This window comes from Micromonospora sp. WMMD1219 (assembly GCF_049315215.1).
GTDB lineage: Bacteria > Actinomycetota > Actinomycetes > Mycobacteriales > Micromonosporaceae > Micromonospora > Micromonospora tulbaghiae.
Window position 1 is genome coordinate 4,280,145 of sequence record NZ_CP186057.1, and the last position, 13,004, is coordinate 4,293,148.

General features: G+C 68.5%; 10 protein-coding genes. 1 reads left to right on the forward strand and 9 read right to left on the reverse strand.

The window, feature by feature from the left end; translation table 11 throughout:
- Positions 1–4: 4 nt before the first annotated feature.
- The 9 genes from ACN27C_RS20350 to ACN27C_RS20390 all read right to left on the reverse strand — a co-directional run bounded on the left by ACN27C_RS20350 (position 5) and on the right by ACN27C_RS20390 (position 11,909).
- Positions 5–664 carry a histidine phosphatase family protein gene (locus tag ACN27C_RS20350; protein WP_120569333.1) on the reverse strand — a complete coding sequence of 220 codons (660 nt, stop codon included), beginning with the start codon at positions 662–664 and terminating at the stop codon, positions 5–7.
- On the reverse strand, positions 661–1,560 hold the full coding sequence (locus tag ACN27C_RS20355) for a radical SAM protein (RefSeq protein WP_421498271.1): 900 nt from the start codon (positions 1,558–1,560) through the stop codon (positions 661–663). The genes ACN27C_RS20350 and ACN27C_RS20355 overlap by 4 nt, the downstream gene beginning before the upstream one ends.
- 63 nt (positions 1,561–1,623) lie before the next feature.
- On the reverse strand, positions 1,624–3,249 hold the full coding sequence (locus ACN27C_RS20360; protein WP_162959079.1) for a GMC oxidoreductase: 1,626 nt from the start codon (positions 3,247–3,249) through the stop codon (positions 1,624–1,626).
- 56 nt (positions 3,250–3,305) lie between these two features.
- Positions 3,306–5,096 carry an ABC transporter ATP-binding protein gene (locus tag ACN27C_RS20365; protein WP_422747416.1) on the reverse strand — a complete coding sequence of 597 codons (1,791 nt, stop codon included), beginning with the start codon at positions 5,094–5,096 and terminating at the stop codon, positions 3,306–3,308.
- A complete protein-coding gene (locus tag ACN27C_RS20370; RefSeq protein ID WP_422751658.1) occupies positions 5,093–6,946 on the reverse strand; it encodes an ABC transporter ATP-binding protein in 1,854 nt (617 codons plus the stop codon). The genes ACN27C_RS20365 and ACN27C_RS20370 overlap by 4 nt, the downstream gene beginning before the upstream one ends.
- Positions 6,943–8,208 carry a glycosyltransferase family 4 protein gene (locus tag ACN27C_RS20375; RefSeq protein ID WP_422747418.1) on the reverse strand — a complete coding sequence of 422 codons (1,266 nt, stop codon included), beginning with the start codon at positions 8,206–8,208 and terminating at the stop codon, positions 6,943–6,945. The genes ACN27C_RS20370 and ACN27C_RS20375 overlap by 4 nt, the downstream gene beginning before the upstream one ends.
- Before the next feature lie 58 nt (positions 8,209–8,266).
- The gene (locus ACN27C_RS20380; RefSeq protein ID WP_162959081.1) at positions 8,267–9,406 is read right to left on the reverse strand and encodes a 2-deoxy-scyllo-inosose synthase; all 1,140 of its coding nucleotides are present in this window, start codon (positions 9,404–9,406) and stop codon (positions 8,267–8,269) included.
- A gap of 56 nt (positions 9,407–9,462) precedes the next feature.
- Positions 9,463–10,737: a DegT/DnrJ/EryC1/StrS family aminotransferase gene (locus ACN27C_RS20385; protein WP_422747420.1), complete on the reverse strand. Its 1,275-nt coding sequence runs from the start codon at positions 10,735–10,737 to the stop codon at positions 9,463–9,465.
- A gap of 149 nt (positions 10,738–10,886) precedes the next feature.
- Complete coding sequence (locus ACN27C_RS20390; RefSeq protein ID WP_120569340.1) at positions 10,887–11,909, reverse strand: zinc-dependent alcohol dehydrogenase; 1,023 nt, start codon at positions 11,907–11,909, stop codon at positions 10,887–10,889.
- 196 nt (positions 11,910–12,105) lie between these two features.
- On the opposite strand from ACN27C_RS20390, the gene ACN27C_RS20395 reads away from it, so the two are divergent.
- The gene (locus tag ACN27C_RS20395) at positions 12,106–12,621 is read left to right on the forward strand and encodes an XRE family transcriptional regulator (protein WP_422747422.1); all 516 of its coding nucleotides are present in this window, start codon (positions 12,106–12,108) and stop codon (positions 12,619–12,621) included.
- The last annotated feature ends 383 nt before the right edge of the window (positions 12,622–13,004 follow it).

The window sequence follows — 13,004 nt, forward strand, 5'->3', positions numbered from 1 at the left end:
CGGGTCAGGCGGTCCTGGCAAGGTGCGTTTTGCTGTTCGCCACCACCAAGAAAGCGCATCCGTCCTCCATTCTGTCCACGATGAACACACCGGTATTGCTGATCTTGAAGCGAGTGTGGTGGAGCAGGTCGTCGTCGAGTCCCATCAGTTCGAAGAGGAGGGCCTGCATCGTCTCGGAGTGCGACACGAGCACCCACGGTCCGCCGCCGTGGCCCGCCGGGCAGCGCTCGTCCAGGAACTCCCGCACACGCCGACGCTGCGCTGTCCAGCTCTCCACGCCGAATACCTCGGTCGTCGGCAAGCACAGCCGTTCCTCCAGCACCGCGTCCCACTCCCGGAGCGTGATCGGCCGCGGGAAGATCTCCGGCGCCCGCAGCTCGGCCAGTCGGGCGTCCGCCGTCACGGGTATGCCCAGCGCCGCGCCCAGAACCTGCGCCGTGCGCGCCGCTCTCCGCTGCGGGCTGCTGAATATCCGCACGCCGGGGTCTGTTGTCCGCACCGCCGGGTCCCCGGGCAGGTGGCGGGCGAGTGCCCGGGCTTGCCGCTCACCGAGCGGTGTCAGCCCGGCGTGTGGGTCGATGCCCGGCAGGACGTCCTCGTCCCGCAGTACGTTGACGTCGGCCTCCGCGTGCCGGACCAGCACGAACCGCTGGGCAGCGGTCATACGAGCGGCAGCGGGATGCGCCCCTGTGGTACGCGCATCCGCTCGCGTGAGTTGTTGAACTCCTGGTTGGCGATGCACGTACCACACGGCCAGTTGTCGAACTCACGGATCGGCCCGAACCCGTGCACCGTGTGCTTGGGCACCGAGTAGCAGTCGCACTTGACCATCCGGATCTCGTCCCCGGACACCTGGTAGTTGTAGCCGTTGGTGATCTGGTCGCAGACCGCGTCCCGCTTGCCGGTCTCGTAGATGTGGTTCCATCGGCGGAAGTACTCTGGCGGTGCGAGGAAGTCGGCCGGGTGTAGGTCCTCGTAGCGTAGGTTTACCGTCAGCGGCTGCCCCTTGAAGGCCAGCAGCGGCATGAAGTGCAGCAGGCCCTGATAGTCGCGGGACTTGAGCAGGTCAATGTAGGCGTTGACCTCCTTTACCGACTGGCCCCAATAGACAGTCTGGAGCTCCGCGTTCAATTCGACGGCGGCGTTGAGGATACGGTCGACCTGCTCCTGCTTCAGGCCGCGCTTGGCATTCATCGCCTCGGTGTGCCCGTCGACCGAGAAGACCCACAGCAGGTCCGGTCGGCCCTCCAAGGCCCTCGGTAGCTTGGTGCCGTTGCTCAGCACTTCGACGCGGTAGCCCTCGGCGGCGCGCTTCTGCAGATGATCGACGATCTTGGGATAGAGGGTGATCTCACCGTCGGACTCCACCCGGAACAGCACAGTGTCGGGCTCGTACTCGGCGAAAATCCGGTCCAAGGAGCGGATTGTGGCCGGCTGGTCGACCCGGGTCTTCTTGACCTCGCAGTAGGAGCACCGGATGTTACAGGCGCCGTCGACGACGATGTTGCGGTAGGCGCGGATCTGCCGTACGGGCGGCGGCCAGATGATGTCGGATGCCATGGTCCTGACTCCTCGCTGAGTGTGAAGGGTGCTCGGGTGAGAAGGGTTTGTGCGGCGGGTGGCTCAGGCATGTACGGCGTGCCGGGTCGTAAGATCGCCCGCCACCGCCCTGGCGCTGCGCAATGCGTGGGCCTGAATGGTCAGGGTGGGGTTCAGACCACCGGGGTACGGCATGAAGCTGCCGTCGACCACATACACATTGGGCGCGGAGTGGACCCGGCCCCAGCCGTCCACCACGGACGTGGCGGGGTCGCTCCCGGCCCTGCACGTGCCGTGCAGATGGCAGCTGCCGTGCGCGAAGTCGCTCTCCTCGTGCTGGATGCCGGTCGCGCCCGCCTGTCGCAGCAGTTGCTCGCAACGGTCCGTCATGTAGGAGAGGCGGCGCAGGTCACGCGGGTCCGGCGTGTAGTCGATGACGACGGCGGGTACGCCATCCTCATCGACGTGGCGGGAAAGCCGCACCCGGTTGTCCAGGTTCGGGTGGTCGGCAAGGATCGTCTCGATCCGCAATTCCAGTACGTCGTCCCGGAAGCGCTCGGGCATGTCGTTTTTCGACTCGTAGATCAGGCCTCCCACCCCGGTGGGGCAGTCGGTGTCCAGGTAGTGGTCCAGGAAGGCGATCGTGGAGAACGGCCCTGAGTGCGTGCGCCAGTCCGCGAGCGTCGTCCCCGCCGGAGCCTCGACGTAGCCTGCGACGTACTCGCTGAGCTTCATTGTCAGACCACGTCCCACCAGACCCGAGTGGTTGCCTACGCCATCCGGGGCGTGTACGCCGCGGGACCGCAGCAGTAGAGCGGCTGTCTGAATCGCATTGCAGGCGACGACGAACGACCAGGCGCGGATCCGGTGCGCGGTACGGGATAGCCGGTCCAGGCAGGTGACGGCAGTGACCGCATCGCGGCTGTCCTGGTCAAGCCGCAGTGCCCTTACCCCGGTCCGCAGCGTGAAGTTGGGATGTCCAGCCATCGGTGCCAGGAAGACAGCCACGGCGTCGCCCTTTGCACCGGTTGAGCACTGGTGGCTCACGCAAAGCGAAGTCCGGGCGCAGGCCGATCGCCGGTCGTATGCGTGGCGATTGATAGCCAGCGGTGTGGGGAACGGCTCGTAGCCCAGCTCCGTGCCCGCTTCGTACAGCACCTCCGCGGCCGCCGTCGGCGGATGCGCCGCACCACGGCTGCTCTGCTTCCCCTCGCCCCCGCACACGCCGAGCCGACGTTCCAGTACGTCGTAGTATGGGGCGATTTCAGCGAGCCCGTATGGCCAGCGCACATCCAGGTCACCGGCGTCGATCAGTTCGCTCGGGTCGAAGTCGAACGGTCGATAGCGCCAGGAAGCGCCACCGTAGAAGACCGTTCCGCCGCCCAGGTTGGACGTCGTCCACGGCCAGCCCTCGTCGGACCAGCCGCCGTCGCCGTCCCGGACCAGCGCTGTGCGGCACATGTCGTCGAGTTCGGGGTTGCCGAGGTCCGGGGAGAGCCGGAAGCCCTCCTCGATCATCAGAACGTCCAGCCCTTGCCGGACGAGCCGGTCGGCGGCCACCGACCCGCTGGCGCCGCTGCCGATGACGACGACGTCCCAGACGCGGCCGTCGTCCTGGGAATCCCACCCATCGCGGTGCGCAGGCCCGAGCGGATCGGGGTGCCACGCGTGCCTGGTGTCCGTGGGCAGGGTGCCCCTGAGGCGCTCCATCGTGTGCCTTTCGTCGAAGGGGAGTTGCGTGGAAGGGAGACGGTGAAGGGTGCGCATTACGCGGACGTCGCGGCCAGCCACCCCTGATGCATGCCGGCGAACCGCCCACCCGCTCCCTTCAGATCCTCCGGAGGACCGTCTTCCATCACCGCCCCGTCCTCGATGACCAGGACGCGGTCGGCGATGGCGACCGTGGAGAGCCGATGCGCGATGATCACGGCCGTGCGGCCTGCGAGGACCTGGGTCAGCGCGTCGTGCACTGCCCTCTCCGAGGGCGTGTCCATGCTGGATGTCGCCTCGTCGAGGATCACCACGCGCGGCGAGATCAGCATCACCCGCGCCACCGCTATGAGCTGCCGCTGACCGGCTGAGAGACCCGTGCCACGTTTGTGCACGTCCGTGTCGTAGCCGTCAGGCAGGGCGCTGATGAACCCATGTGCGCCCACTGCCGCAGCCGCAGACAGGATCTCGGCGCGCGAGGCATCCGCGCGGCCAAGGGCGATGTTCTGTGCCACCGAACCGGAGAAGAAGAACGACTCCTGGGTGATCATCGAGATGGCGCCGCGCAGTTCGGCGTCGGACAGGTCGCGTAGGTCGACACCGTCCAGCGTGACCCGGCCTGCCGTGGGGTCGTACAGCCTCGCCAGCAGTTTGGCGATGGTGGACTTGCCGGCGCCGGTGGTACCCACGAGCGCCACCGTTTGGCCCGGTTCGAGTGCCAGGTCGATACCGGACAGTACTGGCGGACCCTGCTCGCCGTAGCGGAAGTGCACGCCTTCGAACCGCACGGCACCCATCTCCGCCCTTCCACTGCCCGCGGGCGGAAGCGCCACGGGGTGTTCCGGCTCGGCGACCGCCGGGTGACGCACGAACAGCGTCCCGATCTTCTCCAAACCCGCCGACGCTGCCGAGAACGCGTTGGCGAAGCTCGCGAGTTCGTCGATCGGGTCGTACAGCCGATGCACGTAGAGCAGGAACGCCGTGAGTGTGCCGAGTTCCAGTCGGCCCTGGTCGATGCGGTACACGCCCAGCGTCAGCAGCCCGAGCAGCGACAGGTTGCCGATGAGCTTCACTCCGCCACTGAAGGCTGCGCTGACCCGGCCGGCCTCCGCGCGCGCCGCGGCGTAGGACGTGTCTATCTCGCGCAGCCGCTGCGCGTTGGTTTCCTCACGGCGGAACGCCTGTACCGCCCGGATGCCGTTGTACGCCTCCATGGTGTGCTGGACCAGGCCCTCGACGGCCGTCCTGGTGCGGCGGTAAGCCTGCCGGGACCGGTGGCGGAACCACCTCGTCAGCGCGTACAGCGGGACGAACAGCGCGACCACGACCGCGGCCATCGGCTGGTCCAGCCAGAGCATCACCGTGAGGATGCCGACCATGGAGAAGAGTGCCGAGAACAGCCCGTCCAGGCCCATCTCCAGCATCTCTTCGACCGACTCCACGTCGCTGGAGAGCCGGGCGACCACCCGGCCCGACGGGTACGACTCGTGGAACGCCAACGGCTGGCCCATGACGTGGGCGAAGGCCCGGTGCCGCAATTCGAACAGCAGGTCCTGGGCGATGCTGCCCGAGTAGCGCAGGAAGCAGTACTTGACGGTGGCCGTAGTCAGCCCGGCCGCCAGCGCGGCGGACGTGAAGCCGAGTAGAGGGATCCACCGCCCATCGGTCGCCGAGGGCACGCCGCGGTCGATGGCGGCGGCGATCAGCAAGGGCGAGACCAGCCCACACAGGTTCTCCACCAGGGCGAGTGCTGTGGCAGCGGCAAGCCTCCGCCGCTTGGGCCACAACAGGATGCGTAGCAGGGCGTTCCTTCGGGCCCGTGACCGCCCGTCATCGCGGCCGCTCATAACGTGTGCATCTTTCCTGCGATCTCGCCCGCGGATCCGGCCGTACAGTCCGCTCCCCGCGCCCTGGCCCGGGCAGGCAGGGACGGCTGAACCAGCAACCGGTACTCCGGCTCACGGGTCATCAGCTCATCGTGCTTGCCCGTCGCGGCCACGCGCCCGCCTGAGAGGAAGACCACCTGGTCGGCGAGCCGCAGGGTGCCCGGACGGTGCGCGGCCACCACCGTGGTGACCCGGCTGAGACGTCCACGCAGGGCGGCCTCCACCTCGCGCTCGGTCCGCACGTCCAGCGCCGACAGTGCGTCGTCCAGCACGAGTACCGAAGGTCGGGGCAGGATCGCCCTGGCCAGAGCGAGGCGCTGCCGCTGACCGCCGGAGAGGCCGAGACCTTCCTCGCCGATCACTGTCGACAGCCGCTCCGGCAGCGCACAGACAAACCCGTCGGCCCGCACCGTCCGCAGCGCCTCCCAGACGGCCGCGTCGCCGTCCGCTCCCTCACCGGCCTTCTCGCGCGCCCCGCCGACGCCCCGGTCGCGGTCGACGCCCCGCACGCCCAGCGTGACGTTGTCCCGCACCGTCCCGGAGAACAACACCGGGTCGTCGAAGGCGCTGCACACCACCGACCGCAGATCCGCCAGCGCCAACTCCCGCAGGTCGACACCGTCCAGGGTGATACGGCCCGACGTCGGGTCGCCCAACCGGGACAGCAGCGACAGCATGGTGCTCTTGCCGGAACCCGTCGCCCCGACCACAGCCACAGTGGTGCCGGCCCTGATCGTCAAGGCCACCCCCCGCAGCGCCGCGACGCGCCCGCCAGGGTGTGCGTAGTGCACGTCCTCTAAGCGGATCTCGCCACGCAGTGGCGACGGCAGGAGCCGCGGCTGCTCGGGATCGGTCACCGTTACCGGCTCGTCCCGGACCTGCCAGTATCGATCGGCCGCAGCGGCAGCCGTGGAGGCATCTGCGGTCAGCCAGCCCAGCGTGTCGGCGGGCCAGCGGAGGTACGTGGCCACCGTCACCGCCGCCATCAGCGTGCCCAGCGTCAGTGTGCCGGTGGCGACGCTGTGGCCGCCATAGCCGATCATGGCCACGATGGCCAGGTCGGGCAGCGCTGTGATGATCCACCATAGCCCCGCCGTGTACGACAGTTTGCGCAGTTCCAAGCCGCGCAACCGGTGCACCTGCTCGGTGAATCGGCGCACCGTCTGCGGACCGCGCCCGAACACCTTCAGCACCCGCACGCCGAGTACCGACTCCTCCACCATGGTGGACAGGTCACCGCTCACTTCCTGCGCGGAGCGCGCCACCAACCGGAACCTCTGCTCGAACACCGTGGTGGCCACGACCATCGGCACGTATGCCACGAACACACTCAGTGCCAGGACCGGTGCAAGCCAGGCCAGCACAATCAAGCCGACGGCCAGGGCCGCGACGTTCACGATCAGGTAGATCGCGGAAAAGGCCACGAACCGCCCGATCTCCGTCACGTCCGACACGGTTCTCGACAACAACTGTCCCGACTGCCAGCGGGCATGAAACGACAGCGGGAGCCGCTGGATGTGCGCCGACACATCCGCCCGCATCGCCGTCTCGAGGCGGGTCGCGGGCCTGACCACGAGCAGTCGGCGTGCCCCCAGGAGGACTGCCTCGAACACTCCGAGTAGCGCGATCCCTCCGATGAACCACGGCAGTGCGGCGAAGTCGCCCTCCTCCACGGGACCGTCCACCAGCCGCTGGAGCACCAGCGGCATGGCCAAGCCCGCGAGCATCGACCCGAACGCCGCACCGCACGCCCCGGCCATCAGCCAGGGGTGCGCGCGAAGGTAGGGGGCGCAACGCCGCAACGACGTCATGGCGTCCACCCGGCATCACCCTTAGAGCCGTCGCCGAGCGCCCTCCGGTAATGCTCCAGCGCCCGGTCGACGGTGTGGGCGCCATACACAGTCAGCAGCCCCGGAAGCGCCGCGTCGACCGCCTTTCGGTGCCGGGGCGCGTCGGCGAGCGCGGCACCGGCCGCACGGGCCAGTGCCGCCACGTCGCCTCGCGGCACCAGCAGCGATGGGGTAACCCCGCCGACTGTGTCGCGCAGCCCGCCGACGGCATAGCCCGCTACCGGCGTCCCGCACACCATGGCCTCCAGGGCGCTGCCGCCGAGTTCCTCGTGGGCCGACGGCATGACCAGCGCATCAAGAGCAGTCATCACAGACGGCACGGCGTCGTGCGGGAGGAAGCCGGTGAACACGAACCGGTCCGCCAGCCCGGCAGCCGCAACGGCGTCGCGCATCCGCTTTCCCTGGGGCCCGTCACCCACTACGAGGAACACCGCTCCCGGCGCCCCCGACACCGCGTCCCACTGCCCCGCCATGGCCACGAAGTCCCGCCACCCCTTCTCATGCGCGACCCGGCCAACCCAGCCCACCACGGGCACGCTCGCCGGTACGCCGAGCGAGCGCACGTACTCCTCGGCCTCCTCGACCGGCACAGGCCGTACGTCCCCGACCGAGTCGGGCAGCACGTCCACCTGAGCACGGTCGAGAGGCAGCAGCCGCGCCACCTCGTCGGCCGTGCGCGCGGTGAGCGTCGACACCCGGCGGGCGTGCCGTAGGGCGTACCGCTCGGCGGCGTGCACCAGGCGGTGCTGCATCCGGTCGAAGCGGGACATGGGCTCATACACGGCCAGGCGCGAACAGTGCAGCGTGATGCAGTAGGGTGCGCCCACGATGCGCGACACGAGGGGCCCGACGAGCAGCGCCGACAGTTGCCCGTCGGCGTGGACGTGTACCAGGTCCGGTCGCCATCTGCGGCGCAGCGGCAGGCACGCGGCCAACACCGCGGCCAGCCACGCCTGGTTCAGCCCGACGAGGCCGGTCAGCTCCGAGCGCAGCCGAGGGAGGGGAGCCCGGGTCACCCGGACGGTGAGCCCGGGCCGGTCAACACGTAGGCGCGGCAGCCCGGGGAAACCCACGGTCATAACGTGCTGTTCCACACCGCGGTCGGCCAGCTCCCGCGACAGACGGAGGATCTGCACCTGCATACCGCCGACGGCGTCGAATTCCACAGGCCAGTCAGTGACGCAGTCATGGTGGAAGAAGGGGGTGAGTCGCAGCACACGCACGGAGAACTCCACGGTTTGGACGGCCGTCGGCAAGAGCGGTGAGCGATGCGGTAGCCGGCTACGGCAGTGGGGCGGTACCTGCGCCCCGCGCAGCCGTTCTGTCGACGACTTCCTCCAGCAGCGCCAGCGGGACGGAAACGAGCGGCAGCGAGCCTGTGCGCAGCACTTCGCCGGGCGCCGACAACAGCACCATCGGGGTGTGCCCGGACGGACTGTCGAGGTAGCCGCGCTTGTTGTCGTACGCGAGCCAGTTCTTCACGAGCGCGGTGTCGACGTGGGCAGGCACCACAGGCTCTACGCCACATGCGGCGACCAGTTCGCGGTGCAGAGCGACGAGCTCGGCGTCGGCGTGGCCCAGGCGGCGGGAGACCTCGGCGGCGATTGTCATGCCGACGGCAACGCCCGCGCCGTGCGCAACCGCGCCGCGCGAAGCATGTTCTATGGCGTGCCCCGCGGTGTGGCCATACTCCAGTACAAGCCCGGAGCGGCGCTCGTGCTTGTCATCCCAGGTGACGTCGGCCTTGGCCACCAAGCTCTCGGCGATGAACCAGCACAGGGTCTCGTCGTCGTAGCGTGCGTCGGCGCGCAGCAAGCGCCCGAGCTCGTCGAGCATGGTGGGCCGGATGGCGAGAGCGTTTTTGATCACCTCACCCGTCCCGGAACGGATTTCCCGGGCCGGCAGTGTGCGCAGCATCGCCGTGTCCGCGAGTACCTCGACGGGCTGGTAGAAGGTACCCACCAGGTTCTTGCCGAAGGTGGTGTTGACCGCCTGCTTCAGCGACAGGACCGAGTCGAGCATGGCGACCACGGTGGTGGGCACATGAACGAGGTGGACGCCGCGGAAGAGCAACGATGCCATGAGGCCAGCGATGTTGCCGGTCACGCCACCACCAAGCGCGACGACGACGGTGCGGCGATCGGCGCCGTGCTCCAGCGCCTGTTCGGCGAGTGCATCGACGGTGGCCAGCCCTTTGTGCGGTTCGCCCACCTGGTGGGTGAGCAGGTGGGCCGGTCCGGCCTCCTTGTCGATGCGGGCGGTCAGGTCGAGGCCGTAGAGCGCGGCCACCGTCGTGTCCGCCACCACGATGTAACTGCTGGCGGCGAGTGCAGCCAGCCTTGCGACGATGTCCTCGGCGCAGTCGGTTCCGAGTCGGTAGGGGAACGATGCATTTTCCATCGCTATAACGTTGAACTGCATACGCTTTCCCGATCCTCCGGCGGTTGTCGTGGCTGGGGCGCGGCCTGGCGCCGTGGTCATTGCGCCAGTTCGGCGCTGTGCCGCAGAACCTTCGCGAAGGCCGCGGCGATGTCAGCCATGTCGTCGGCGTCGCCGAGCAGGGCGGAATGGGGCAGGGTCACGGTCCGCCGGGCGGCCTCCTCGCACACAGGCAGTGTGAATCGCTTTGGATCGATTCGTTTCTCGTGGGCCTGGCCGAGCGTGTAGCGCCTGCGCGTGTGCGGCGCGTACAGCTTGTTGGCCGGGATCGGGGTGTAGCTCGGCACGACGGACAAGCGCAGCTCGGCGGTGAGCGCGCCGGTCACGTCGGCGATGGGGACGTCCTCCAGCACGCCTTCGGGGAGGCGGACCGCGTACGTGTAGTATGTACGCAAGGTCGTGCCCTTGGACGAGGCCTGTGGACGCAGGCCCAGTTCGCCGAGTTGACTGTCGAGCAGTGCAGCGTTCACGCGACGCCGCTCGTTCTGTTCGTCGAGTACGGTGAGCTGCTCGACGAGGATGGCAGCCTGGAATTCTGAGAGACATCGGTTGTTGCCCATCAGTTCGCCGGTCTCGACGAGTTCCATCGCCCCGGGCGCGGGAGGGGTGGCGGAAAGGCAGCGCCCATCGGCCCGCAGATGCTCGACACGGCGGGCGAACTCCCTGTCATGGGTGATCACCGCACCGCCCTCGCCGCTGGTGAGGACCTTTGCGTGCTGCATGCTGAACGTGCCGGCGGTGGCCAGCGCACCCACTTTGACGCCTCGGTATGTCGCGCCGTGGGCCTGGGCGCAGTCCTCGATGAGGGGCAATCCGTAACGCTGGGCTATCCGTTTCAGCGCGTCCATGTCGGCGACGGCGGAGTAGAGGTGGACCACGACGATGGCCCGGGTGCGTTCGGTGATGTGTGCCTCGACCGCTTCGGGGTCGAGGCACAGCGTGTCGGGATCGACGTCGCAAAAGATGGGTACGGCGTTGACGCCCAGAATCGTGGAACCGGACGCGACCCAGGACAGGCCGGGCACGATGACCTCGTCCCCAGCACCGACACCGCACGCTTCCAGCGCGAGTATCAGGCTCGCGGTGCCGCTGGCTGCGGGAACGCAGTGGGGTACGCCGTTGTAGGCGGCGAATGCCCGGGCGAAGCGCTGCTCGCGGGAATCGGCACCGCGGTAGGGGCCGCTGATCGACCATCGGCCGGAGCCGAACACCTCCGCCACCGCGCCGGGGACACCGGGAGCGGGCTGCGGCCAGACCGGCCAGGGGCGCTCGCGCAACGCTTCGCCACCTTTGACTGCCAACCGGGAAGCCATAGGCCTTCCTTCCTGAAGTGACGCCGTGAATCTGCGCTTGGTGAACGGGAGGGGAGGAGCCGCCGGACGGTGCGCCAGGAATGGCCCGTGCGGGGCGTTTCCCCTGTCATTGCGCCGGAGGCGCCCGCCCAGCTCCGGCGGGCTGGCGTTCAGGCCTGAAGATTGAAGTAGGAGCGGGTGTTGCCGTCGGCGCGGCGTAGCGCGACGTCGAGCGCCTTGGCGTAGTCGTCGAGCGCGAACTCGTGACTCAGCAGGGCGACGACATCGACCGCGCCGGACGCGAGGACGTCGATGGCCTCGTCGAACCGAGTGCCGGGGCCCATGGACGCCTGGACGGTGAGCACCTTGAGCACGATGTGGTGGGGGGCCATCACAGCGGCTTCCTCGATGCGGTAGCCGACCAGACCGACCCGTCCGCCTGGGCGGACGGCCTCCAGGGCCTCTTGTACAGCGGCCGGGTAGCCGGACGCCTCCATGACGATGTCGGGCACCGCCTCTGGATTCTTCCGGGTCAGGTCGATCAAGGCGCCCGGCTCACCGGACACAACTGCCGAAACGCCCATGGCCAGCGCCGCGGCCCGGCGCTCCGGCACCGGCTCGGCGACCGCCGTGACGATGCCGCCGCGCAGCCGCACGGCCTCGACCAGCAGTAGTCCGATGCCGCCGGCACCCACGACTGCCACCTTCTCCCCGGCCGTGACATTCAGCCGGTCCACCGCATTGAGGGCAACCGCCAGCGGCTCGGCTTGACAGGCGGAACGCAGCGGAAGGCTGTCCGGCAGGCGCTTGAGGTTGGCGACCGGGATGGTCATGTACTCCGCGCAGGCGCCGTCCCGGGTGAACCCCAACTCCTGGAGGTCCTCGCAGAGTGTGGGCTTCCCGGCCTCGCAATGCGCACAAGTGCCACAGGAGCACGTGAGGTCGCCCACCACGTTGGTGCCGATCAGTTCGGCACCCTGCGGACCGTTCACATCGACGACGGTGCCACTCCACTCGTGCCCCGGGACGACGGGGTAGGTGAAGCCGTGCCAGACACCCTTGTAGAAGGAGAGGTCGCTGCCGCAGACGGAGTTGTAGGCGACGCGGATCAGGGCCTCGCCTGGAGCCGGATCGGGTATCTCCCGGTCGGTGAGAAGAGCCCGCTCGGGGGCCTCGAATACCAGAGCCTTCATCGTGCCGAACCTCCGTGGTCAGGAGGGCCCGGCGGTCCGCCGGGCGGGCTGTTCACTAAGTGGATGAAGCTGCGCATGATGGTACGCCGAGTTGACACGAACTTGTCAACATAGGCTGATGGCTGTTTTGATGATCGGGTGCATGGCGTCCGCTTGAGCGGGCGCGTCCGGGGACTAGCCGGAGCAGGAAGGAGAGATGCGCATGCCGGTCAGCGGGGCGACCCCCAAGCCGTCGGAGCGTCCGCTGCTGCGGAAGTTCGACCAGCGCCTCAATGAGTTGATCGCCGCCCTGTACCCGGACGAGCGCAAACGGCCGGGCTACGGCCGGCTGGCCAAGGAGATCCGCGAGACCACGGGCGGCGCCATTTCGGGCACCTACCTGTGGGAGCTGGCCACGGGCAAGAAGCGCAACGTCACACTGGAGCAGTTGGACGTACTGGCCGAGTTCTTCGGGGTGCCGCCTGAGTACTTCCTCAACGAGGAGACGGCCGAACGCGTCAACTCGCAGCTCAAGCTGGCCACCGCGCTGCGCGACGCCCGGGTGCGCAACCTCGCCCTGCGGGCCGAGGGACTGTCCGCAGAGAGCCTGGACGCCCTTCTCATCATGGTCAACGCAGCACGCAAGGTGCAGCACCTCGCGTCTCTCGACGACCAGGACCACCAGGCCGCTCCGGACGGCGGCCAGATCGAAACACCCGGGGATACAACGTAAGCGAAATCCAGGGCGACCGGAATACGCCCATAGGCGTCGTCCAGGACGCCCAACATGGGGAGGCTGTCATTTATTCTCACACCGACCGACGAAGGCGTGGGGTAATGCCCTCCACGCCACCCGCCGCCAAGAGTTGCGTGAGCGGTCCGAGACGGGGAATAACCGCTTCCCCCTCCTTCCTGACTGAGTGGTAGCGCACCAACGGCCCACACACGGACCTAGACACGGTCGACGTCGACCGCTTGTCCGCATGCTGGAGCGCTCCACCGACTATTTCGCTCGCGCCTCGCCATCGCGACATGCGGCGACCGTCTGGTGGCTCGCCCTGCCCAGACCTTCCGCTACGCCCCCTGTGCGTGCGGGCGAGACGCCGATGCCGTCAG